The sequence below is a fragment of the Nonomuraea sp. NPDC049684 genome, from assembly GCF_044465345.1.
Classification (GTDB): domain Bacteria; phylum Actinomycetota; class Actinomycetes; order Streptosporangiales; family Streptosporangiaceae; genus Nonomuraea.
The window spans coordinates 349,763-372,291 of sequence record NZ_JBITLO010000001.1 but is presented as its reverse complement, the minus strand read 5'-3'; the positions used below and the strand labels follow the sequence as shown (position 1 = coordinate 372,291).

The 22,529-nt window shown below is 73.1% G+C and carries 25 protein-coding genes; 11 read left to right on the top strand and 14 right to left on the bottom strand.

Features of this window, described 5'->3' with window-relative positions; translation table 11 throughout:
- The first annotated feature begins 10 nt into the window (after positions 1 to 10).
- Positions 11 to 655, top strand: a complete 645-nt coding sequence (locus ACIBST_RS01750; RefSeq protein ID WP_397168186.1) for a TetR/AcrR family transcriptional regulator — start codon at positions 11 to 13, stop codon at positions 653 to 655.
- Here the strand turns inward: ACIBST_RS01750 and ACIBST_RS01745 are convergent.
- The 7 genes from ACIBST_RS01745 to paaA form a co-directional block, all read right to left on the bottom strand.
- Positions 643 to 1,497, bottom strand: coding sequence for a 3-hydroxyacyl-CoA dehydrogenase family protein (locus ACIBST_RS01745; protein WP_397168185.1), 855 nt, complete (start codon positions 1,495 to 1,497; stop codon positions 643 to 645). The two genes, ACIBST_RS01750 and ACIBST_RS01745, sit on opposite strands and share 13 nt — an antisense overlap.
- Positions 1,494 to 2,234, bottom strand: a complete 741-nt coding sequence (locus ACIBST_RS01740) for an enoyl-CoA hydratase/isomerase family protein (RefSeq protein ID WP_397168184.1) — start codon at positions 2,232 to 2,234, stop codon at positions 1,494 to 1,496. The genes ACIBST_RS01745 and ACIBST_RS01740 overlap by 4 nt, the downstream gene beginning before the upstream one ends.
- A 69-nt stretch (positions 2,235 to 2,303) precedes the next feature.
- Entirely contained in the window at positions 2,304 to 3,389 is a 1,086-nt protein-coding gene (gene paaE / locus ACIBST_RS01735; RefSeq protein ID WP_397168183.1) for a 1,2-phenylacetyl-CoA epoxidase subunit PaaE, read from the bottom strand.
- A gap of 1 nt (position 3,390) precedes the next feature.
- Positions 3,391 to 3,933, bottom strand: a complete 543-nt coding sequence (gene paaD / locus ACIBST_RS01730) for a 1,2-phenylacetyl-CoA epoxidase subunit PaaD (RefSeq protein ID WP_397168181.1) — start codon at positions 3,931 to 3,933, stop codon at positions 3,391 to 3,393.
- Positions 3,930 to 4,850: a 1,2-phenylacetyl-CoA epoxidase subunit PaaC gene (gene paaC / locus ACIBST_RS01725; RefSeq protein WP_397168180.1), complete on the bottom strand. Its 921-nt coding sequence runs from the start codon at positions 4,848 to 4,850 to the stop codon at positions 3,930 to 3,932. Before paaC ends, paaD begins: the two co-directional genes overlap by 4 nt.
- Positions 4,851 to 4,863: 13 nt before the next feature.
- The gene (gene paaB, locus ACIBST_RS01720) at positions 4,864 to 5,157 is read right to left on the bottom strand and encodes a 1,2-phenylacetyl-CoA epoxidase subunit PaaB (RefSeq protein ID WP_352324188.1); all 294 of its coding nucleotides are present in this window, start codon (positions 5,155 to 5,157) and stop codon (positions 4,864 to 4,866) included.
- A complete protein-coding gene (paaA, locus tag ACIBST_RS01715) occupies positions 5,154 to 6,119 on the bottom strand; it encodes a 1,2-phenylacetyl-CoA epoxidase subunit PaaA (protein ID WP_397168179.1) in 966 nt (321 codons plus the stop codon). The genes paaB and paaA overlap by 4 nt, the downstream gene beginning before the upstream one ends.
- 91 nt (positions 6,120 to 6,210) lie before the next feature.
- Here paaA and paaZ point away from each other — a divergent pair, with 91 nt between their 5' ends.
- Complete coding sequence (paaZ, locus tag ACIBST_RS01710; RefSeq protein ID WP_397168178.1) at positions 6,211 to 8,250, top strand: phenylacetic acid degradation bifunctional protein PaaZ; 2,040 nt, start codon at positions 6,211 to 6,213, stop codon at positions 8,248 to 8,250.
- A gap of 1 nt (position 8,251) precedes the next feature.
- Positions 8,252 to 9,043, top strand: a complete 792-nt coding sequence (locus ACIBST_RS01705; RefSeq protein ID WP_397168177.1) for an enoyl-CoA hydratase/isomerase family protein — start codon at positions 8,252 to 8,254, stop codon at positions 9,041 to 9,043.
- 59 nt (positions 9,044 to 9,102) lie between these two features.
- On the opposite strand, the gene ACIBST_RS01700 is transcribed toward ACIBST_RS01705, so the two are convergent.
- Complete coding sequence (locus ACIBST_RS01700) at positions 9,103 to 9,612, bottom strand: Lrp/AsnC family transcriptional regulator (protein ID WP_397168176.1); 510 nt, start codon at positions 9,610 to 9,612, stop codon at positions 9,103 to 9,105.
- 126 nt (positions 9,613 to 9,738) lie between these two features.
- Between ACIBST_RS01700 and pdhA the strand changes: the two genes are divergently transcribed.
- From pdhA to ACIBST_RS01680, 4 genes are all read left to right on the top strand, one after another.
- Positions 9,739 to 10,839 (top strand): pyruvate dehydrogenase (acetyl-transferring) E1 component subunit alpha, encoded by a 1,101-nt coding sequence (gene pdhA, locus ACIBST_RS01695; RefSeq protein WP_397168175.1) that lies wholly within the window; start codon positions 9,739 to 9,741, stop codon positions 10,837 to 10,839.
- A 1-nt stretch (position 10,840) separates the two neighbouring features.
- The gene (locus ACIBST_RS01690) at positions 10,841 to 11,860 is read left to right on the top strand and encodes an alpha-ketoacid dehydrogenase subunit beta (RefSeq protein WP_397168174.1); all 1,020 of its coding nucleotides are present in this window, start codon (positions 10,841 to 10,843) and stop codon (positions 11,858 to 11,860) included.
- Positions 11,857 to 13,353, top strand: a complete 1,497-nt coding sequence (locus tag ACIBST_RS01685) for a dihydrolipoamide acetyltransferase family protein (protein WP_397168173.1) — start codon at positions 11,857 to 11,859, stop codon at positions 13,351 to 13,353. The genes ACIBST_RS01690 and ACIBST_RS01685 overlap by 4 nt, the downstream gene beginning before the upstream one ends.
- A 241-nt stretch (positions 13,354 to 13,594) precedes the next feature.
- Positions 13,595 to 13,936, top strand: coding sequence for a MazG-like family protein (locus ACIBST_RS01680; RefSeq protein ID WP_397168172.1), 342 nt, complete (start codon positions 13,595 to 13,597; stop codon positions 13,934 to 13,936).
- Positions 13,937 to 14,082: 146 nt separating this feature from the next.
- On the opposite strand, the gene ACIBST_RS01675 is transcribed toward ACIBST_RS01680, so the two are convergent.
- The 3 genes from ACIBST_RS01675 to ACIBST_RS01665 all read right to left on the bottom strand — a co-directional run bounded on the left by ACIBST_RS01675 (position 14,083) and on the right by ACIBST_RS01665 (position 15,824).
- Positions 14,083 to 14,403 carry a GYD domain-containing protein gene (locus ACIBST_RS01675; protein ID WP_397168171.1) on the bottom strand — a complete coding sequence of 107 codons (321 nt, stop codon included), beginning with the start codon at positions 14,401 to 14,403 and terminating at the stop codon, positions 14,083 to 14,085.
- A 149-nt stretch (positions 14,404 to 14,552) separates the two neighbouring features.
- The gene (locus ACIBST_RS01670; RefSeq protein ID WP_397168170.1) at positions 14,553 to 15,083 is read right to left on the bottom strand and encodes a hypothetical protein; all 531 of its coding nucleotides are present in this window, start codon (positions 15,081 to 15,083) and stop codon (positions 14,553 to 14,555) included.
- A 213-nt stretch (positions 15,084 to 15,296) separates the two neighbouring features.
- A complete protein-coding gene (locus ACIBST_RS01665; RefSeq protein WP_397168169.1) occupies positions 15,297 to 15,824 on the bottom strand; it encodes a hypothetical protein in 528 nt (175 codons plus the stop codon).
- A 397-nt stretch (positions 15,825 to 16,221) separates the two neighbouring features.
- On the opposite strand from ACIBST_RS01665, the gene ACIBST_RS01660 reads away from it, so the two are divergent.
- On the top strand, positions 16,222 to 17,700 hold the full coding sequence (locus tag ACIBST_RS01660; protein WP_397168168.1) for an alpha/beta fold hydrolase: 1,479 nt from the start codon (positions 16,222 to 16,224) through the stop codon (positions 17,698 to 17,700).
- A gap of 246 nt (positions 17,701 to 17,946) precedes the next feature.
- On the opposite strand, the gene ACIBST_RS01655 is transcribed toward ACIBST_RS01660, so the two are convergent.
- Positions 17,947 to 18,246: a hypothetical protein gene (locus ACIBST_RS01655; protein WP_397168167.1), complete on the bottom strand. Its 300-nt coding sequence runs from the start codon at positions 18,244 to 18,246 to the stop codon at positions 17,947 to 17,949.
- 321 nt (positions 18,247 to 18,567) lie between these two features.
- On the opposite strand from ACIBST_RS01655, the gene ACIBST_RS01650 reads away from it, so the two are divergent.
- Positions 18,568 to 19,320, top strand: coding sequence for a peptidylprolyl isomerase (locus ACIBST_RS01650; protein WP_397168165.1), 753 nt, complete (start codon positions 18,568 to 18,570; stop codon positions 19,318 to 19,320).
- Between the two features lie 126 nt (positions 19,321 to 19,446).
- A complete protein-coding gene (locus tag ACIBST_RS01645) occupies positions 19,447 to 20,202 on the top strand; it encodes a PASTA domain-containing protein (protein ID WP_397168164.1) in 756 nt (251 codons plus the stop codon).
- A gap of 155 nt (positions 20,203 to 20,357) precedes the next feature.
- Here the strand turns inward: ACIBST_RS01645 and ACIBST_RS01640 are convergent, their stop codons facing one another.
- Both ACIBST_RS01640 and ACIBST_RS01635 read right to left on the bottom strand, forming a co-directional pair.
- Positions 20,358 to 20,720, bottom strand: coding sequence for a DUF1622 domain-containing protein (locus ACIBST_RS01640; protein WP_397168162.1), 363 nt, complete (start codon positions 20,718 to 20,720; stop codon positions 20,358 to 20,360).
- 513 nt (positions 20,721 to 21,233) lie between these two features.
- A complete protein-coding gene (locus ACIBST_RS01635) occupies positions 21,234 to 21,833 on the bottom strand; it encodes a TetR/AcrR family transcriptional regulator (protein WP_397168160.1) in 600 nt (199 codons plus the stop codon).
- 282 nt (positions 21,834 to 22,115) lie between these two features.
- On the opposite strand from ACIBST_RS01635, the gene ACIBST_RS01630 reads away from it, so the two are divergent.
- Positions 22,116 to 22,478, top strand: coding sequence for an STAS domain-containing protein (locus tag ACIBST_RS01630; protein ID WP_397168159.1), 363 nt, complete (start codon positions 22,116 to 22,118; stop codon positions 22,476 to 22,478).
- The last annotated feature ends 51 nt before the right edge of the window (positions 22,479 to 22,529 follow it).

Here is a 22,529-nt window from a genome sequence, read left to right as displayed (position 1 = left end):
GCTGGCTTTCGTGACGACGACCGAGCCCGCCGGGCCCGCCCCGCGCCGCGGGCGCGGCCGACCCGGCTACGACCAGGCCGCGATCCTGCGCGCCGCGGTGGCGCTGTTCAACCGCAGGGGTTACGACGCCACCAGCATGGGAGACCTGGCCAAGGAGCTCGGCCTGACCAAGCCGGCCATCTACCACCACGTCACGGGCAAGGAGCAACTGCTCGGCCAGGCCCTCGACGACGCCCTCGACGAGCTCACGGCCGCCGTGACCGCCGCCACCCGCGACGCCGCCGGCCGCACGGCCTACGAACGCCTGCGCGAGGTCGTGCGGCGCAGCGTCGAGGTGCTGGTCGCCCACCAGCCGAGCGTCACGCTCCTGCTGCGGGTGCGCGGCAACAGCCCGGTCGAGCTGGCCGCCCTCGAACGCCGCCGCTGGCTCGACGACCGCCTCGCCGCGCTGGTCGCCGACGCCGTCGCCGAGGGCGCGCTGCGCGACGACGTGCCGCCCGCGCTGGTCAGCCGGCTGCTGTTCGGCATGGTCAACTCGCTGGTGGAGTGGTACCGCCCGGACGGCGCCTACGACCGGGCGATGGTCGCCGACGCCGTCACCGCGATCGCCTTCGACGGCCTGGCCCGGCACGCGCCGGGGGCTCACCAGGTGTAGAAGCCCTGGCCCGTCTTGCGGCCGAGATGCCCGGCGGCCACCAGGTCGCGCAGGATCCGCGGCGGCTCGAACCGGGGGCCGAGCTCGCGGGCCAGGTGCTCGGCGATCGCGAGCCGCACGTCCAGGCCCACCACGTCGGTGGTGCGCAGCGGGCCCGTCGGGTGGCGGTAGCCGAGGGTCATGGCCGTGTCGATGTCGGCCGCGCTCGCCACGCCCTCCTCCAGCATCCGCATCGCCTCCAGGGCCAGGCAGACGCCGAGCCGGCTGCTGGCGAAGCCCGGCGAGTCGGCCACCGTGACCGGCGTCCTGCCGAGCGCCCGCGTCCACTCCTGGGCCCGCTCGACCAGCTCGGGGTCCGTCCGCGGGCCGACGACGACCTCGATGAGGTCGCTGACCGGGACGGGGTTGAAGAAGTGCAGCCCGATGAAGCGCTCCGGCGCGGCCAGGCCGGCCGCGAGCCCGCCGATCGACAGGCTGCTGGTGTTCGTGGCCAGCACCGCGCCCGGCGCCTGCCGCTCGACCAGGGCGAACACCCGGGCCTTGAGCGCCGCGTCCTCCGGCACCGCCTCCACGACCAGCTCGCACGGGGCCAGCTCGGCCGGGTCGGCCGTCGTGCGCAGCCGGGCCAGGACGTCCTTGAGCGGGCTGCCCAGCCTGCCCTTCTCCTCGGCCTTGGCCAGGCTGCCGGTCACCCGTTCCAGGGCCTGGGCGGCGGCCGGCGGGTCGCTCTCCACGACGACGACCCGGCTGCCGGCGGCGAGGAAGGCGTGCGCGATGCCCGACCCCATCCGCCCGCCGCCGAATACGCCGACGACGTGCGGCAACGTCAGCGGGTAGGTCATGAGCGCGGCTCCTTCCGCCGGTCGAGGAACGCCGTCATGCGCGCGTGCTTCTCCTCGGTCTCGAACAGGACGGCCTGGGCCAGGTCGTCCACGAACGGGTGCGCGGCGCGCGGGGCGTGGAAGACGGCCTTGGTCAGCCGGGTGGCCAGCGGCGCCCGCGCCGCGATGCGGTCGGCGAGCCGGTGACCGGCGGCGAGCAGGTCCTGCGGCTCCACGACGTCGTTGAGCAGGTGCACCGCCCGCGCCTCCTCGGCCGTCAGCACCCGGCCGGCCAGCAGGATCTCCTTGGCCAGCGGCTCCCCGACCAGCTCGGCCAGCCGCCAGGCGGCCCCGGCGGCGGCCAGGATGCCGAGGTCGGTCTCCGGGTTGCCGATCCGGGTGCGCGGCGTGCCGATCCGGAAGTCGCAGGCGTAGGCCAGCTCGGCCCCGCCGCCCAGGGCGTAACCGTCCACGAGGGCGATGGTCGGCATCGGCAGCCGGTGGATGCGGTCGAAGATCCTGGAGTTGATGCCCCGCAGCGCGTCGCCCCGGTCCCGGTCGCGGAGCTGGGCGATGTCCGCCCCGGCGGCGAAGGTCGTGCCCTCGCCGGTGAGCAGCACGACGCGCGGCTCGTCCTCGACGGCGGCGCACGCCTCGTGCAGCGCGGCGACCAGCTCCCGGTCGATGGCGTTGCGCACCTGCGGCCGGTTGAGCCGCCACACCACCCGGTCGGCGCCCTCCTCGACGATGAGGGTCATGGGCGCTCCGCCCGGGGAGCTGCCTGGGGAGCGCGGGCTTTCGTCACGGATAACTCCTCTGCGTCGGGGTCAGGCGTCGTAGTCCACGGTGACACGGTCGCCGGCCGGGAACGTCTGACAGGTGAGCACGAAACCGGCCTCCACCTCGGCCGGTTCGAGCGCGTAGTTGCGGCGCATGTCCGCCGCGCCCTCGCGGACCACCGCCCGGCAGGTGCCGCAGACGCCGCCCTTGCAGGCGAACGGCAGGTCCGAGCGGGTCTGCTGGGCGCCGTCGAGCAGGGTGGACTCGCGCGAGACGGTGGCGGTCGTGCGCCTTCCGTCGAGCACCGTCGTCAGCACGGTCGTCGCGCCCGCCGGCACGCCCTCGGGCCGCCTCGGCACCGGCGGGGGAGCGTCGACGTAGAAGAGCTCGACGTGCACCTTCGCGGCCGGGACGCCGAGCTCGGCCAGAACCTGGCGGGCGTCCTCGACCATGCGCAGCGGCCCGCACAGCCAGACGTGGTCGAACGTCTCGATCGGCACCAGCTCGGTGAACAGCCGCCGCAGCCGGTCGCCGTCCAGCCGGCCGGAGAACAGCTCGACGTCGCGCGGCTCCCGGGAGAGCACGTGGACGAGCTGGAAGCGGGGGCCGTACCGGTTCTTCAGGTCGCCGAGCTCCTCGGCGAACATCACGGTGCGGCTGCTGCGGTTGCCGTACAGCAGCGACACCCGCGCGCCGGGATGGGTGAGCACCGTCGAGGCGACCGACATCATGGGGGTGATGCCCGACCCGGCGGCCACGCACAGGTGCCGCTCGCCCGCGCCGGGGTCGGCCTGCCAGGAGCCGGTGGGGGTCTGCACCTCGATCCGCGTCCCCGGCCGCACGTCGCGGACCAGCCAGGAGGAGAACAGCCCGTCCGGGATCTCCCGGACGCCGATGCGCGGCGCGTCCCCGGCCGGGGCGCAGATCGAGTACGACCGCCGCTCCTCCCGCCCGTCCACGAAGCGGCGCAGGGTGAGCGACTGGCCCGCGCGGAAGGCGTACGCCTCGCGCAGCTCGCCGGGCACGGCGAAGGTGATCGCGGCGGCGTCCTCGCACAGGTGGTCGACCGCCGCCACCGTCAGCTCGTGGAAGGCGGCGTGCGCCCGGGCCGGCGCGGGCGCGAGCGTGGTCATCTCATATCTCCTTGACATGCTCGAACGGTTCCAGGCAGTCGGCGCAGGCGTAGAGGGCCTTGCAGGCGGTGGCGCCGAACTCGGAGGTCAGCCGGGTGGCCCGGGAGCCGCAGCGCGGGCAGGCCGGGGCGGGCCTGGCCGGGCCGAGCGTCAGCGGCACCGGCCCGGACGTCCGCCGGGCCGGTCCGGGCGCCGACAGCCCGGCCTCCCGCAGCGCGGCCCGGCCGCGCTCGGAGATCCAGTCGCTCGACCACGGCGGATCGAGCACGACCCGCACCTCGACCCGCGGGAAACCCGCCTCCCGCAGCCCGTGGACGAGGTCGTCGCGCATGGTCGCCATGGCCGGGCAGCCAGTGTAGGTCGGGGTGATCGAGGCGACCACGACCTCGCCGTCCGGGCCCGGCCGCAGATCGACGCCGCGCAGCACGCCGAGGTCGGCCAGGGTGAGCATCGGCATCTCCGGGTCCCGCACCCGCTCGGCGACCCGGGCGGCGCGCTCGCGGGCGTCCCCGGGCGGGGGGCCGGTGTGCCCGGCGGCGGTCACCAGCGGCCTGCCGGGTAGGCGCGGGCGACGGACTGCATGTCGGCGAGCAGGCCGGCCAGCGCCGGGGTGTGCACGCCGTCCCGGCCGCTGCCCGGCCTGTCCTCGTCCGGCCGCTCCTCCAGGGCCGGGCGGGGGACGTCGCTCACCGTCAGCACCTGGCCGAGCACGGCGTCCACGTCGGCGCGCAGCGCGGCGGCCTCGACGGCGACGCCCGAGCGGGCGAGCGCCGACTCGACGGGATGCGCGGTGACCAGCTCGGCCAGCAGCGGCCACAGCTCGGCGAGCGCGGCGTCGAGCCGGCGGCGCGACTCCTCGGTGCCCTGGGCCAGGGTGAGGAACCAGCGCCCGGCCCAGTCCCGGTGGTAGGCGACCTCCTTGACGCCCTTGGCCGCCACAGCGGCCAGCACCGTGTCCGCGCTCGCCGACAGCCGCTCCAGCAGCGCCAGCCGGGCCGTCGAGAACAGCAGCAGGCGCACGACGACGTGCGCGAAGTCGCCGTTCGCGACCTCGGCCAGCCACACGTTCCTGAACTGCCCGGCGTCGCGGAAGAACGCCAGCGCGTCCTCCGGCGGCACCGGCGAGCTCTCGGGCAGCGCGGGCACCACGCCGGGGTCGGCCGCGGCCGCCCGCGCCAGCAGCAGCCGCGCCTGCCCGAGCAGGTCGAGCGCCACGTTGGCGAGCGCGATGTCCTCCTCCAGGTCGGGGGCGCGGCTGCACCACTCGGTGAGCCGCTGCGACAGGACGAGCGCGTCGTCGCCGAGCATGAGGCAGTACGCGGCCAGCTCGGCATGGCCGACCCCGTCGGGCACGGTGGTGTCCACGCCCGCCAGCGGGTCCTCGAAGTCCGTGCCGAACGCCCACTGCGCGGAGTCCCCGCCGGTCAGGCCGTCGAAGATGCTCTCGTGGTCATCGCTCACGCCGGACCTCCTCTCACATGTGCGGGACGTCGCCCGGGATGTCGTAGAACGTCGGGTGCCGGTAGACCTTGTCGCCGCTCGGCGCGAACAGCGGGTCCTTCTCGTCCGGGCTGGAGGCCGTGATGGCGTCGGAGCGCACGACCCAGATGCTCACGCCCTCGTTGCGCCGGGTGTAGACGTCGCGGGCGTGCCGCAGGGCCATCGCGTCGTCGGGGGCGTGCAGCGACCCGACGTGCACGTGGTTGAGGCCGCGCTTGACCCGGACGAACACCTCGTACAGCGGCCATTCCCGCCGGTCGGCGCTCATCGGGCGCCCGCCCCGGCCGCCGTGCGGCTGGCGAACGCCGACGCGGCCTCGCGCACCCAGGCGCCGTCCTCGTGGGCGGCGCGGCGGTGGCGCATCCGCTGGGCGTTGCACGGCCCGTCGCCGCGGATCACCGCGGCCAGCTCCGACCAGTCCGGCTGCCCGAAGTCGTGGTGCCCGCGCTCCTCGTTCCAGCGCAGGTCGGGGTCGGGCAGCGTGACGCCGAGCGCCTTGGCCTGCGGGACCGTCATGTCGACGAACTTCTGGCGCAGCTCGTCGTTGGAGTTGCGCTTGATGCCCCAGGCCATCGAGCGTTCGCTGTTGGGTGAGCGGTCGTCGGGCGGGCCGAACATCATGAGGGAGGGCCACCAGAACCGGTTGACCGAGTCCTGGACCATCTCCCGCTGGGCCTCGGTGCCGCGCATCATCGTCATCAGCAGCTCGTAGCCCTGCCGCTGGTGGAAGGACTCCTCCTTGCAGATGCGGATCATGGCCCGGCCGTACGGGCCGTAGGAGGTGCGGCACAGCGGCACCTGGTTGCAGATCGCGGCGCCGTCCACGAGCCAGCCGATGGTGCCGACGTCGGCGTAGGACAGCGTCGGGTAGTTGAAGATCGAGGAGTATTTCTGCTTCCCCGTCAGAAGGAGTTCGGTCAGCTCGGCGCGGGAGACGCCCAACGTCTCGCACGCGGAGTACAAATAGAGGCCGTGCCCGGCTTCGTCCTGCACCTTGGCCAGCAGGATCGCCTTGCGGCGCAGCGACGGGGCACGCCCGATCCACTCGCCCTCCGGCTGCATGCCGATGATCTCGGAGTGCGCGTGCTGGGCGATCTGGCGGACGAGCGTCCTGCGGTACGCCTCCGGCATCCAGTCGCGGGGCTCGATCCGGTCGTGACCCGCGATGGTCGCGTCGAAGGCGGACTGCAGCCGCTCCTCCAGGTCCGGCTCCGCCGGCGTGGTGGTCATCGTCCCTCCGAGACGTCGGTCTTATTTACTTATCGCTCGGTCAGTAATACGGTTGCATGAGTCGGGGCTTCCGCGCAAGAGAGGAGACAGCGTGAGCGCGCTGCTGGAGAGCTACGCCGCCGGACGATGGTTCCGCGCGTCGGACGACGGGGAACCCTTGCTCGACGCCGCGACGGGCGAGGAGGTCGCGCGGATCTCCAGCCGGGGGCTGGACGTCGCCGCCATGGTCAGGCACGCCAGGGACACCGGCGGCCCGGCGCTGCGGGCCCTGACCTTCCACGAGCGGGCCGCCCTGCTCAAGGCGCTGGCCAAGCACCTGATCGAGCGCAAGGACGCCCTGTACGCCCTGTCCACGCGCACCGGCGCCACCTCCCGCGACACCATGGTCGACGTCGACGGCGGCATCGGCACCCTGTTCAGCTACGCGAGCAAGGGCGTGCGCGAGCTGCCCAACGACACCGTCTTCCTCGACGGCGGCCTGGAGCGCCTGGGCAAGGGCGGCACCTTCGCCGGCCAGCACCTCTACACCTCGCGGCCGGGCGTCGCGGTGCAGATCAACGCCTTCAACTTCCCCGTCTGGGGCATGCTGGAGAAGCTGGCCCCGGCCTTCCTCGCCGGGCTCCCCTCGATCGTCAAGCCCGCCGCCCAGACCGCCTACCTCACCGAGCTGGCCGTCCGGCAGATCATCGAGTCCGGCATCCTGCCGGAGGGGACGCTCCAGCTCCTGGCCGGCAGCCCTGCCGGGCTGCTCGACGAGCTGACCGTCCAGGACTCCGTCGCCTTCACCGGCTCGGCCCACACCGCGGGCATCCTGCGCCGCCACCCGAACGTGCTCGACGGCGGCGTCGTCCTCGGCGTCGAGGCCGACTCGCTCAACTGCTCGATCCTCGGCCCCGACGTGCACCCGGACGATCCGGAGTTCGACCTGTTCGTCAAGGGCGTCGTCACCGAGATGACGGTCAAGGCGGGCCAGAAGTGCACGGCCATCCGCCGCGTGCTCGTGCCGGCGAACCTGGCGGACCAGGTGACCGAGGCGCTGGCCGCGCGCCTGTCCTCGATCACCGTCGGCGACCCGCGCAACCCCGAGGTGCGCATGGGCCCGCTGGCCAGCCTGGCCCAGCGCGAGGAGGTGCGCAAGGCGGTCGAGGCGCTGCGGGCCGGGGCGGAGGTCGTCCACGGCGACCCGCGCGGCGCGTCCCTGCTGGAGGGCGACCCCGAGCGCGGCGCGTTCATGACCCCGCTGCTGCTGCGCGCCCGCCCCGGCGCCGCCGAGCCGCACGACGTGGAGCCGTTCGGGCCGGTCGCGACCGTGCTCGCCTACGACGGCGTCGAGGAGGCGGTCGCCCTGGCCGCGCGCGGCAAGGGCAGCCTGGTCGCCTCCGTCGCCACCCACGACCCGCAGGTCGCGCGGTCCGTCGTGCTCGGCCTCGCACCCTGGCACGGCCGGGTCCTGGTCCTCGACCGCGACGACGCCAAGGAGTCCACCGGGCACGGCTCGCCGCTGCCGGTCCTCGTCCACGGCGGCCCCGGGCGGGCCGGCGGCGGCGAGGAGCTGGGCGGCGTGCGCGGCGTCCTGCACCACATGCAGCGCACCGCCGTCCAGGGCTCGCCGGACCAGCTCACCGCGATCACCGGCCGCTGGACGACCGGCTCGGCCCGCGCCGAGTCCGGCGTCCACCCCTTCCGCAAGTCGCTGGCCGAGCTGCGGGTGGGCGACACGATCGCCTCCGCGCCGCGCACGGTCTCGCTCGCCGACATCGAGCACTTCGCCGAGTTCACCGGCGACACCTTCTACGCCCACACCGACCCCGCGGCCGCCGCCCGCAACCCGCTGTTCGGCGGCATCGTCGCGCACGGCTACCTGGTGGTGTCCCTGGCCGCCGGGCTGTTCGTGGACCCGGCGCCCGGCCCGGTGCTGGCCAACTTCGGCGTCGACGGGCTGCGCTTCCTCACCCCGGTCAAGGCCGGCGACGCCATCGCCGTCGCGCTGACCGTCAAGCAGATCACGCCGCGCAGCGGCGCCGACTACGGCGAGGTGCGCTGGGACGCCACCGTGACCAACCAGGACGGCGTCCCGGTCGCCACGTACGACGTGCTGACCCTGGTGGCCAAGACCTGGCCGGAGGGCTGACGTGGACGACACCCCGGTCCTGCTCGAACGCGAGGGCGCCGTGGCCGTCGTGACGCTCAACCGTCCCGACCACCGCAACGCGCTGGACGACGGGCTCAAGCAGGCGCTGCGCCGGGCGCTGGAGGAGGTCGCCGCCGACGACTCGGTCAGGGCCGTGCTGCTGACCGGCGCCGGCCGCGCGTTCTGCGTCGGCCAGGACCTCGCCGAGCACGCCGAGGCCCTGCGCGCCGACCCCGGCCACGCCTTCGACACCGTCGAGGCGGACTACGCGCCGGTCGTCCGGCTGCTGGCCACGATGCCGAAGCCGGTCGTCGCAGCCGTCAACGGCGCCTGCGTCGGCGCGGGGCTGGCCCTCGCGCTCGCCTGCGACCTGCGGGTCCTGGCCGAGGACGCCAAGCTGGCCACGGCGTTCACGGGGATCGGGCTCACCTGCGACTCCGGCCTCTCCGCGACGCTGACGCGGGCGGTCGGCGAGTCCAGGGCCAAGGAGCTGGTGCTGCTCGGCGAGCCGTTCGGGGCCGCGCAGGCGGTCGCGTGGGGCGTGTCGGGGCGGGTGGTGCCGGGGGCCGAGGTGTGCATGGCGGGACGCGAGCTCGCCGCCCGGCTGGCGGCCGGGCCGACGGCGGCCTACGCCGAGTCCAAGCGGCTCATCGCGCAGGGGTGGGAGCAGGGCCTCGGGGCGGTGCTCGCCGAGGAGGCCCGCGCGCAGGCCCGCCTCGGCCTGACCGCCGACCACGCGGGCGCGGTGGAGGCGTTCCTCGCCAAGCGCAGGCCGACCTTCGAAGGGCGCTGACCGAGAGCGCTGACCGGGGGCGCTGAACGAGGGCTCGGGGTGAGGCTCGGGGTGGGGGCTCACGTCTCGTGGGCGCCCCATTCCGCGCCCCGGCCGCGGGCCTCCTCGAACACCAGCCAGGTCCGGGTGGCCCGCACCCCCGGGATGTCCTGGATGCGTTCCAGCACGACGTGCCGCAGCGCGGCGTTGTCCGGCGTCCTGACCAGCACCAGGACGTCGTAGTCGCCGCCGACCATGGCGAAGTGCTCCACGTACGGCGTCTCGCGCAGCCGTGCCGTGACCTGGCGCCAGGAGTTCTGCTCGATCGTCACCGACACGTACGCGCTGGTGCCCAGGCCCGCCCGGTGCGGCGCCAGCTCGGCGGTGAAGCCGGTGATCACGCCGTCGTCCATCAGCCGGGTGAGCCGGGCGTAGACGTTGGCGCGCGAGACGTGCACGCGCTCGGCCAGCGTGCGCATCGACATGCGGCCGTCGCGCAGCAGCTCGGCGATGATCGCCCGGTCCACTCCGTCCAGGTTTGCGGCCGAACGTCCCGGCCAGCCGCCCTCGACGCCCTCGTTGGCTGACAATTGGCCCTCCACTAATCCCATTTAAAGCCGTTTGTCGCTCATCATGCCTGATGTCTTGAACGTATGGCCCCGGAAGCGGACGCTTTCCCTCACAAACGTCCAGAGAAAGTGAGCGTCGCCATGTCCGTGAGGAGGAGTCCCCAGACGGTCGACGGCCTGCTGCCCTCACCAGAGCCGGTGCGCTTCGTCGCCGAGGACGGCACCGCCGTCGAGCCGCCCGCCGGGTACGCCGAGCCCGCCGGGGAGCACCTGGTGGAGGCGTACCGGCGGATGGTCCTGGGCCGCCGCTTCGACCGCCAGGCGACCGCCCTGACCAAGCAGGGCCGGCTGGCCGTCTACCCCTCCAGCCGCGGCCAGGAGGCCTGCCAGATCGCCGGCGTGCTCGCGCTGCGCGAGGACGACTGGCTGTTCCCCACCTACCGCGACTCGGTCGCGCTCGTCTCCCGCGGCCTCGACCCGGTCGAGGTGCTCACGCTGCTGCGCGGCGGCTGGCACTGCGGTTACGACCCCGCCGCCACGCGCGTCGCCCCCCAGTGCACGCCGCTGGCCACCCAGACGATCCACGCCGTCGGCATGGCCGAGGCCATGCGCCGCAAGGGCGAGGACGGCGTCGTCATGGCCTTCATCGGCGACGGCGGCACCAGCGAGGGCGACTTCCACGAGGCGCTCAACTACGCCGCGGTGCTGCGCGCCCCCGTCGTGTTCCTCGTCCAGAACAACAAGTACGCCATCTCCGTGCCGCTGGCCAAGCAGAGCGCGGCCCCGGCGCTTGCCTACAAGGGCATCGGCTACGGCATCCCCTCCGAGCAGGTGGACGGCAACGACCTCGTCGCCGTGCTGTCCGTCCTGAGCGCCGCCGTGACGCACGCCAGGACCGGCGGCGGCCCGTTCCTCGTCGAGGCGCACACCTACCGCATGGATCCCCACACCAATGCCGACGACCCCACCCGCTACCGCGAGAGCCAGGAGGTCGAGCAGTGGGAGTCGGCCGACCCGCTGGCCCGGCTGGAGACGTACCTGCGCGGGCGCGGCCTGCTCGGCACCGAGGACGTCGCCGCCGCGCACCAGGCCGCCGAGGAGTACGCCGCGCGCCTGCGCGAGGCGATGAACGCCGACCCCGAGGCCGACCCCTTCGAGCTGTTCGACCACGTCTTCGCCGAGCCGACGCCCCAGCTGCACGAGCAGCGGGCCCTGCTGGCGTCCGAGCTGACCGCGCGGGAGGACTGACATGACCGCGACGATGACCATGGCCCAGGCGTTGAACGCCGCCCTGCGGGACGCCCTGCGCGAGGACGAGCGCGTCCTCGTCTTCGGCGAGGACGTCGGCCCGCTCGGCGGCGTCTTCCGCGTCACCGACGGGCTCACCAAGGAGTTCGGCGAGGAGCGCTGCTTCGACACGCCGCTGGCCGAGGCCGGGATCGTGGGCCTGGCCGTGGGCCTGGCCATGGGCGGCTTCCGCCCGGTGATCGAGATGCAGTTCGACGCCTTCGCCTACCCGGCCTTCGAGCAGATCGCCTCGCACGTGGCCAAACTGCGCAACCGCACCCGCGGGCGGCTGTCCCTGCCGCTGGTGATCCGGATCCCGTACGCGGGCGGCATCGGCGGCGTCGAGCACCACTGCGACTCCAGCGAGGCGTACTACGCCCACACCCCGGGGCTCAAGGTCGTGACGCCCGCGACGGCCGACGACGCCTACTGGCTGCTGCGCGACGCCATCGCCGACCCCGACCCGGTGATCTTCATGGAGCCCAAGCGGCTGTACTGGTCCAAGGAGGAGACCTCCGTCGCGGACCGCCGCGCCGCCGGGTTCGGCCGGGCGGCCGTCCGCCGCGAGGGCCGCGACGCGACGCTGGTCGCCTACGGGCCCAGCGTGCCCGTGGCGCTCCAGGCCGCCGAGGCCGCGGCCCAGGACGGCCTCTCGCTGGAGGTGGTCGACCTGCGGACGATCGTCCCGTTCGACGACGAGACCGTGGTGGCCTCGGTGCGCAGGACCGGGCGCTGCGTGGTGATCCAGGAGGCCCAGGGGTTCGCCGGGGTGGGGGCGGAGATCGCCGCCCGCGTGCAGGAGCGGTGCTTCCACTCGCTGGCCGCGCCGGTGCTGCGCGTCACCGGGTTCGACATCCCGTACCCGCCGCCGATACTCGAGCACTCCCACCTCCCGGACGTCGACCGCGTCCTCGACGCGGTGGACCGGCTCCAGTTCGACGACCAGCCCGACCTGCTGCACCTCACCCGGGAGGCGTCATGACGGCGACCGCCGCGCGGCAGGTGTTCCGGCTGCCGGACCTCGGCGAGGGCCTGACCGAGGCCGAGATCGTCGAGTGGAAGGTGGCCGTGGGGGACACGGTGGAGATCGACCAGATCGTGGTGGAGGTGGAGACCGCGAAGGCGGCGGTGGAGGTGCCGGTGCCGTACGCGGGAACCGTCCTGCGGCTGCACGCGGAGGCGGGCACGGTCGTGGCGGTGGGCGAACCCCTCATCGAGGTCGGCGACGAGCCCGTGCACGCGGTCGGGGGCGCGGCCGAGCGTGCAGTCGGCGGCGAGGTCGGGAGCGGGCGCGAGGACCCGGCGGCGGCGCGGTACCGGGAGGAGGAACGCGCGGGATCGGGCAACGTCCTGATCGGCTACGGCACCACCGGCGCCCCCCACAAGAGCCGCCGCCGCCCCCGCCCCGCCAACCCCACCCCCTCCACCCCAGCCCCCGCCCCCGCTGCGGCCCCCGCACCCACCCCAGCCCCCGCCCCCGCTGCGGCCTCCGCACCCACACGGGGACCGGCATCGGGGTCCACGTCCGCGCTGGAGCGTGCGTCCGGGCCTGAGCCTGCCTCTCCGTCCCCGGCCGAGCCGGAGCGCGCGCCTCGCGTGATCTCGCCGCTGGTCCGGCGGATGGCGCGCGAGCACGGCGTGGACCTCGCCGCCGTCCTCCCCACCGGGCCGCACGGCGTCATCCTCCGCCGGGACGTCGAACACGCCATCGCCACCCCCGACACGACCCCTGACACCCCGTCCGCCGACAAGACGGCGGCCCCGGCGGCTCCCGGGACCCCGGTGGCGGAGCGCATCCCCCTGCGCGGCCTGCGCCGTACGGTGGCCGACAAGCTGACCCGCAGCCGCACCGAGATCCCCGACGCCACCACCTGGGTGGACGCGGACGCCACCGACCTGCTGGCCATCCGCGACACCCTCCGCCGGACCAGCCCGGACCTCGGCATCGGCCTGCTGGCACTCCTGGCCCGAGCCTGCGTGGCCGGCCTGCTCCGCTTCCCCGAGCTGAACTCCTCGGTCGACACCGACCGGGCCGAGATCGTCCGCCACGGCCACATCAACCTGGGCTTCGCCGCCCAGACCGAACGCGGCCTCGTCGTGCCGGTGGTCCGCGACGCCCACCTCATGACCACCGCCGGCCTGGCCGCCGAACTGTCCCGCCTGACCGCGCTGGCCCGCTCCGGCAGCCTGCCCCCGTCCGCGCTGACGGGAGGCACGTTCACCCTCAACAACTACGGCGTCTTCGGCGTGGACGGCTCCACCCCCATCATCAACCACCCTGAGGCGGCGCTCCTGGGCGTGGGCCGCGTCATCGACCGCCCCTGGGTGCACGACGGCGCGGTGGTGCCCCGCAAGATCACCCAGCTGTCCCTCACCTTCGACCACCGCGTCTGCGACGGCGGCGCCGCGGGCGGCTTCCTGCGCTTCGTCGCCGACTGCGTGGAGAACCCCGCCGTGCTGCTCGCCCACGTCTAGCAGCACGCTCCCCACACCGGCGTACGTCACCCGGTGGGCCCGAGGGCGGCGACCCCCGGGCCCACCGGACGCACGGCACCCGCATGCCCGCGCCCGCCACGGGCCCCTCAGCGGCGCCGATCATTGCGCCGGGCGCTCCGAGCACAACACTCTGAGTCCATCGAACGCTGCCGTCCGTGAGGCGGCCGCCCACCGCCTGTACGAGCACACTCGTCAGACGCCGACATGGAGGAGGAGCCCGATGCCCGATCCCACCCCGACAGACCTGTGGTCCACGATCGGCGAGCTGACGGCCTGGCTGGACCGTAACAACGGCCGGGACCCGCACGAGCTCACGCTGCGCGTCATGAAGATCGGGGAGGAGTTCGGCGAGGCGGTCGAGGCCCGCATCGGGGAGCTCGGCCAGAACCCGCGCAAGCCCGCCTCCCACACCCGCCAGGACCTCGCCGACGAGCTGTGCGACGTGATCGTGACGGCAATGGTGGCGCTCGCCTCCGTCGTCGACGACCCGCGGGCTGCGTTCGAGGCGAAGCTGGGGAAGATCGCCGACCGCGTCTCAGCGTTGGAGGACAAGCGCGCCTGACCGTCCCGGGTCAGCCGCACACGCCGCGCACCACACAGCTGAGAACGGCGGGCCGCTCCTCACCGCCGCATCCGACCGAGTGGAGCGCGGCGGCCTTCGCCGACATCCCGCGAACCGAGGGACGGGCCTGCATCTGCGCCTGGCTGTCACGCGCCAGGAGCCCGGTAAGCCACCTCCATCCGCGCGGCTTCGTCGACCTCCTCCGCCGTCAGCAGGGCGACCGTGGTCGTCCGCACCGCCCCGGACGCCGACACCGCCATCGCCAACGCCGCCGACGCCGCGTTGCTCGGCAAGTCGACGACCACGAACGTGTCCGTCTCGCCGAACGCGAAGTACATCTGCTCGACCCGCCCGCCCAGGCTTTCCACCAGGCGATCCACCGCTTGCCGGCGTCCGGTGCCACCGTCCCGGAGCACCCCGCGGATACCGTCCGCGGTGTACGTGGACTGGATCAGATATTTGGGCATGGTCGAGTTCCTCTTCTCGTGCCGCCGCCCCGGTGCGAGGTGGCTGTCGCAGGTCACCAGTTCGGGATTCTCGGCTCCGGATGAAGGTAATCCCACCCGTAGTGCTGGGTTTCCCCCTGCGGCCCTCGACGCCGGCCGGGCCCCGCCGTCTAGGCCGAGAACGTCAGCACCACGATCGCCACCCCGAGCGTCAGGTCGAGTACGGCGCAGAACTCGGCCATCGACCGGGCCACCACCTTGTTCCTGCGCCAGAGGACCACGTCCAGAACGGCGTGCCCGACCAGGGCCGCGGCGACCAGGCAGCCCCCGACCACAGGCGACAGGGACAGCGCGGCCACCGACACCGCCCCGAAGACCAGCATCGCCGGAGCCTGCGCCGCGTCCAGCGCCGGCCTCCTCGCCAGCCCGCCCGCCAGGCCGACGACGGCGACGCACACCGCACCCCCGACCAGCCCCGGCCACGGCTCCAGCCCGAGCAGCCGCAGCACCGTCACCGCCACCACGGACGTCCCGAACAACGGCCAGACCACCCCCGGCCTGCCGGTCACCGCCGCGGCGAGGTAGATGAGCGCGGCGAGGAACACCACAAGGGCCGCGTCCCGCCCGTCCTGCAGCCCCAGGACATTGAAGACCATGAAGGCCACGCCCAGCCCCGCGGGCCAGCGACGTGCCAGGGCCATGAGCACCCGGCCGGTGGGGGAGTGCCCTCGTGAGCCGCTTCGCGCGGACGACATCTCAACCATGCCCCGACTCTCCCGCGCCACCTCCGCCCACCATGAGGCCGAACACCCCGGACGTCCAGAATCCTGCGATCCCGGTCCGTTCACCCCACGTTCCGCCATCACTTCGGACCTGAGGTGACGCATGCCTGTGAGGGGGGAGGCGGGCCGCCGTCAGGCCGGCCCGACCGACCGCAACCAGACCGCCGCCGAGTACGGGCTGGTGAAGCGGAGCACGCGCAAGGGAGCGAAACGCGGATCACGGGTGCGCCGCCGGATCTCCGCCCGTCGCGCCGCATGCTGCGACCAGGCCCACCACGCCGGATGGTCGCGCTGGAACCATCCGGCGACCGTCTCCCGGTTGCCGTTGAAGACGGGCTCGCGCAGAACCGTCCTGCGCAGCGAACGCCGCAGGACCCGCGGCATGACGACCCGGCGCGGATAGTCCAGCCAGACGACGGTGTCGGCGCGTTCCCACAGCAGGTCGCGCACCTCCGGGTAGCCGAGGGAATCGAAGATCCACGCCGGGGTACCGGCGATCTCGGCGACCCGCTCCGGGAACGCCTCGTCCACGGCCCAGCCGGGTCCGGCGAAGTACAGGCCGTCCATCTCGTGACAGGGGACGGCGATCCGGCTGCTCAGTGCGCGCGCGAGCGTCGACTTGCCCGCCCCGCTGATGCCCGCCACCAGAATCCGCCGCATCCGGGCAGGCTAGCGCAGCCGTACCCGCCGCTCCTGCTGGGCGGCGCTGCTTCCAGGCCATTCGAACGCGCACGACGCCATCCCGCGCCCCTGTCGATCCCCTCCAACCAAGAAAGACCCGACCTGCCCCTCGCCGAGCGTCCTGACCGGACCGGAGAGGCGACAAGGCAGCCTGCACGAGCAGTAATACAGGCTCCAGAAAGTGCGTGCACCGGCTGGGGCACGGGCCGTGGATGACACCGGCTGGATCACGGGCCGGCAGTGACACCGGCCAGGCCACAGCGCCTGCATGGCTCTGGCCAGACCACGGTCTGACAACCCGTGGTAGGACTTCCCGGCTCCAAGACCAGCCCCTGGTCCGACGCGCTCCGGACCCCCGCGCCGCAATCATGACCGCATGCTGAAACCCCTCGCCACGATCCTGGCCGCCCTGCTGGCGACCACCGGCCCACCCGCCCTGGCCACCGCCACCGCCACGGCGAGCGCCAGCCCCCGGCCCGGCAGCGAGAGCACAGCCCGTCCCTCCCCGGTCACCCCATCCGCCACGACCACCGGATCGTCCTCACTGACCTGGCAGCCCTGCCCCAACGACAAGATCGGCATGGAGTGCGCCGACCTTCAGGTCCCGGTCGACTGGCGCAAGCCCGACGACCGCAAGATCACACTGAAGCTGGGCCGGCTGAAAGCGACCGGCGCCGCCGAAGGGTCGGTCCTGGTCGCCTACGGCGGCCCAGGAGGCCCCGGCATCGCCGCCACCGCAGCCGTCCCCGACTGGTGGGCCCGGCTGCGCGAGCGCATGGACATCGTCACCTGGGACACCCGCGGCTACGGCAAGCAGTTCGGCGGCCTGAGCACCGGCCTGGCGTGCGTCTGGACCCGCATCCCCATCCCGGAAGCCCCGCGTGACGACGCCGACTTCGGCCGTCTGTCCGACACCAACCGCGGCTTCGCCGAGGCATGCCGCCACGAAGACCCCCAACTGTTCGCCAACATGAGCTCGGCCGACCAGGCCAGAGACATGGAGGCGATCAGAAAGGCCCTGGGCGGCGCGAAGCTCAACTACTACGGCGCCTCCTACGCAGGCTTCTACGGCCAGGACTACGCCCGCCTCTTCCCCGGCCAGATCCGCACGATGGTCCTCGACGGCACCTGGAACCACAGCCCCGCCGACTGGAAGCGCGAACTGGAGGAGATGGCGAAGTCCAACGAGCAGTCCATGCGGCGCTTCTTCACCTGGTGCGCCACCCACGACTGCCAGGACATACCCGGCCTCTGGCGCGAGCTGATGGAACGAGCCCGCCGTAAGCCCATCCCCACCACGACGGCCGACATGGCCTACAAGGCCCGCGACCTGCAGTCCCTCGCCCTCTTCATGGCCCGTCAAGGAGCCCCCGCCTGGCCCGCCCTGACACGTGCTATCCGCAAGGCGGCCGGCCAGGGCGACGCCTCCGACTTCGTCCCAGCCGGTGGAGTCCGCTACCCCGACCAGTCCACCCCCGTCACCGAATGCCTCGACTGGCCGCGCTACACGACCCTCAAAGAACTGGCCACCACCGACGCCCGCCTCCGCAGGATCGCTCCTCTCACCGGCACCGCCAACACGCTGGCCTCGGCCACCCTCACCTGCATCGGCTGGCCCGTCCCGGTGACCAATCCACCCGCTCCCCTCCCGAAGGGCGTGCCTCCCGTCCTGGGCGCAGGCGCCTGGGGCGAATCGGACGCGGTCGAACGCGCCCTGGCCACCGTCCCCGGCAGCGTCACCATCCACCACGACGGCCCCGGCCACACCCTCTACGGCTTCAACCCCTGCGCCCGCGACCTGATGAACCGCTACTTCACCGACCTGACCCTGCCACCGCCGAACACCCAATGCTGACCACCTCGAACCCGCCGCCAGGCAGCCACCCGGACGAACGGCAACGTCCTCATCCCACGCTTCAGCCCGAGCGGTCCGGCTCCTGAGCGTGAGTAGCCCTAGCGCGGGAAGCCCGAGCGCGATAGGCCCGAGCGTGAGGGGGAGGCCCGAGGGTGAGGGGGAGGCCCGAGGTTGAGGGAGAGGCCCGAGGTTGAGGGGGAGGCCCGAGACTTGCTCGGCCAGCACGCCAGCCGCAGGCGGCGATCCTCAACTCGGCTGGATGGGGCTCTGCGGCGCCCGGTGGAACTCGATGCTCACGAACCGACCGTCGGCGAAGCCGAGGCGTGCACCGTCGCAGTGCGCGAACGGCGTCCCCCAGGAATCGTGTGAAGCGTCCGGAAAGCACGCCGCCAACGCCAACTCGATCGCCCCTCCATGCCCGACCAGGAGCGCCGAGTAGCCCTCCGCGACGTCGCGGACCGTGTCCACCCAGATCGTTCGGTGGGTCTCGGCCACGGTCGCCGCGTCCCGGCCCGCCCGGATGATCTCCGCGAGCCGCCCTTGCACGAACCCTCAGCCCGTTCCGTGCCGCCTCGAAGGGGTACCGAGAGGCCCCTTATGTCCGGTTCGAACCACGGGTGCCGAGGACCAGTGTCAGTTGTGGAGCAGCACACGACGGCGAAATCCATCAGACGAAGGGCGAGGTGGTGAGGGGCGACTGTTACGCCGACCTCGGCCTGGCCCCAGTGCGCCGACCAGGGGTGGATTCCGGCTGTCGCAGACGTCGCGTAAGCGGACGCCGACCTCGGGCGGCCGCGGTCTTGACTGGGCGGGTCAGATCGACTAGACCACAGGAAGCCCGGCGATCATCACGCAGTGGAGGACACGATGTCCGGCAGAGCGTTGGTACGACTCGCGGCCCGCGCCGCGTTATCCGCAGTCACGACGGGCGCGCTGGTCGCGGCCGCCGCGATGCCGGCCTCCGCGACGGTCCTGGACCGGCCGCCGAGGACGACCAAGGGGCCGTGCGCGTACACCGAGACCCCCGACGACCCGGCCGTGCGCAAGGTGCCGCTGCCGCCGGACCCGCGCCACACCCCCACACGTCCGGTCTCGGCGGTGCTCAGGACCAACCACGGCGACATCGGGCTCACCCTCGACCCGGCCAAGGCGCCGTGCACCGTGCAAAGTTTCGTGCACCTGATCCGTCATCGTTTCTACGACGTCACCTCCTGCCACCGGCTCACCGCGTACGACCGGCTGAAGGTGCTGCAGTGCGGCGACCCCAGCTTCACCGGCGAGGGCGGGCCCGGCTACCGGTACAAGGACGAACTGCCCACCGACCTGCCGCCGTGGCCCGGCGACCCGACCGGGGTGCGCAAGACGTACGCGCGGGGCGTGCTGGCCATGGCCAACGCCGGGCCCGACACCAACGGCAGCCAGTTCTTCCTGGTCTACGGTGACTCGGGCCTGGCGCCCAACTACACGGTCTTCGGCACGGTCGACCCCGCCGGGCTCGCCGCGCTCGACCGCATCGCCGCCGGCGGCATCCAGCCGGAGCCCGACGGGCCCACGCCGCCTGTAGACGGCAAGCCCGTCCTGCCGGTCGACATCCGGGACGCCCGGGTCTGCCGGAAGTAGGCGTCACTCGCCACTCCGGCGCCGCCCCCGCCCCCGCCCCCGATGCCGATGGAACGGGGGCGGCACGGTCTGGAACGCCCTCAGGACGAGGGCTCCGACCGAGGAGCCGGGAGCAGGGAGAGACGCATGAACCTGAGACGCGCGTTCGGCACGGTGGCGGGGCTGGCGCTGGCCGCCGCGGGGATGGTGGGGCTGAGCGGGCCCGCGTGGGCGGCGCTGCCCTTCCCCACCCCGACCACCTGTACGTTCCAGACGTTCAACACCGGGAACTACCTGACCGCGGTGGGCGGCGGCGGCCGTACGACCGATGTGATCCACAGCGACGCGACCGTGGCCCGCTCGTGGGAACGCTTCACCCTCGTGGACGCCGGCGACGGCGTGCACGTCGGCATCAGGACGCTGACCGGCAACTACCTCACCGCCGTGAACGGCGGCGGCCTGCAGACCGACGTCATCCACTCCAACGCCACGCTGCTGCAGGCGTGGGAGAAGTTCGCGCTGGTGCGCCAGGGCGGCGACGGCTTCGCGATCCAGACGGTCGACGGCCACTTCCTGACCGCCGTGGGCGGCGGCAACCGCACGACCGACGTGGTGCACAGCGACGCGACCCAGGTGCGGTCGTGGGAGCTGTTCCGGGTGCAGTGCAACCTCACCACCGTGCCGAACGTGCAGAGCTTCGACGACGGCAGCGCGCGGAACTCCATCGCCGCGGCGGGCCTGACGGTCAGCGGAGTCACGTTCGACAACAACTGCGTCGACGTTCGCGGGACCGTGCTGTTCAGCACCCCGGCGGCGGGGGCGACCGTGCCGCGCGGTTCGGCGGTGACCCTCAACGAGTCCAGCGGGGTGGATCGTAACGGGCGGCCCTGCATCTTCAGATGACCGCGGCGATCCGGTCGCCCAAGGGGATCCTGTCCTCCTCGGGCGGCCGGACGCCTTGGAGTGGACGGTTTGTGTCGCTCCGAATCGGGCGATGCCTTCGAGGCGTGTGCGATGTCGAGCCGTGGGATCTGCCGGGTTCGGGTGGGGTGGCGGGGTCAGCCGGGGGTGTCGGGGCTGCGTCGTGGCTGCCAGGGCAGGCGGTTCTCCAGCTCGACCTCCAGCGAGAAGCTGAGGAAGGTCCGGACGAGCACGATGAGCGCCAGCACGCCGACGCTCACGAACGTGGGAGCCACCGCCACCGTGCGGATGATGTCCCCGGCCACCAGGAACTCCAGCCCGAGCAGGATCGCCCGCCCGAGGCCCTGGCGGTAGGCGCGGTAGACGCCGTGCGGGGTCTCTCTTTCGCGTAGCCGCAGCACGAAGGACACGGTGGCCGTCAGCGCGCCCAGCACGATGATCGCCACGCCTGCGAGATCGACAGCCTGGCCGATCGCCTCCACGATCCGCGCGAAGTCCATGACCACCCTCTTTGCCCGCCTTAGGCAAGGATCAGCGTCCCGCGCCCTGCTAACCGCCCCGACACGCCGCCCCAGCCTCCCTCTTTGCCAGGCCACCGCACGGGGGCTCGCGTGCGGAGGGGCACAGGCTTCGGCGGGGAGCCGTACGGGCCGGATGGGGGCGAACGTCAGGCGGAAGGCCATGCGCCATCGGATGGATGAGGGCGAGGGGTAAGCCTCGGGCGGACGACGAAGCGAAGCGGCTCAACCTCATCCACGAATGGGCACGTCACGCGCTTCGGCGGAGAGCTCCAGCCCGTCCGGCAGGCTCCTGACCCCGGTCACCCGGGTGACGGCGGTCAGGCGGCGAGCCAAGGAGGGGCGCGATGTTGATCGCTTCAGGGTGGAGGGCGGTGAACGGGGATGGAGGGTGTGCGCGGCTCGGGGTGTCGCGGTGCAGCTTCCCGAGGGGGGGCGGGCCGTCCAGGTGGTGGTCTGGACGGCGGGGGTCTTCGTGGGGGGAGGACAGTGAGGTCAGTTCGGGGGGTTGGTGGGGAGGGAGTCGAGCCAGTGGGTCAGGCGGGTGCCCTGGCGCGTCATGATCTCGGGGTCGCGGAGGGCGTTGGCCAGGAGCGACATCCCCTGGTACGCCCCGACGAAGGTGAGCGCGAGATCGTCGGCGTCCGGCAGGCCGAGGTCGCGGAACTGGCGCTCCGACCAGTCCAGGAGCAGCCGTACGACCCGGCCCGCCTCGACGTCGAGGCCGCCCTCGTCCCGTTTGTCGAGCTCGACGGCGAGGGTGCCGGTGGGGCAGCCGTAGCGGGCGGCGAGGTCCCGCTGGCTCACCCAGGCGTCCACCATGGCCTTGAGGCGGGCGCGCGGGTCGGGGAGCCGGTCGAGCTCGGCGGTCAGCTCGGCCAGGTGCCCGGCGTGCTCGGACAGCGCGGCCAGGACCAGTTCGTCCTTGGTCTTGAAGTAGTAGTACACGTTTCCCACGGGCACGCCGGCGGCCTCGGCGATGTCGGCGATGGTCGTCCGCTCGACGCCCTGCTCGTGCAGGACGCGGGCGGCGGCGGCCATCAGCCTGCGCCGCTTGTCGGCCCCCCGGGCCCGTGTCCTCGTTGAGTCAGTCACCCAACTCACTATACGTGGGGAACGGCCGGGGCGGGCGCCTCCCCCTGCCGATCGAGCCCGCGAGGGTTGTGTGAGGGCGCGGCGAAGGGGCCGGGAGGCGTACGACCAACGCGCGGCAAGGCTGAGGGGGGCGGGTTGTGGCGGCTGAGCCACATCGTGCTTACCTGGGTACGCGTGGAGGAGCAAGGCTGCCGCTTAGGGGTAGGGGCGGGCGATGTCCGATGTCGCCGCCGATGTGCCGGATGCGGATTTCAAGGGTGGCGCTGAGCTCTGGATCCCCTCATGACAGAGTTAGCGATCAACGTCCAACGTCTGCCGGGCTGCCATGTGGTGCATCTCGACGGCGAGCTCGACCGGGTGACCCGCATGCCGCTGGCCCGTACGCTCGCGAAACTCCTGGAGGCGGAGCGGCCGAGAGTCGTGATCGATGTCACCGACCTGGCCTTCTGCGACTCGTGCGGGCTGTGGGCTCTCATCGTCGGCCAGCGGCAGGCCGAGCGGCGCGGCGGGACCGTCCGGCTGGTCGGGGTGCACGGGCCGCTGGCCCGCCTGCTGGACATCACCCGTCTGTCGCGCCTGTTCCCTTCGGACGACGGTCCGGCCGAGGCCGTGAGCTGGGCCAAGCCACGCGGCTGGCCGTCCTGACCCTGGACGGACGGCGAGGTGCGGCGGCCACGGCCGCTCAGCGACGACATG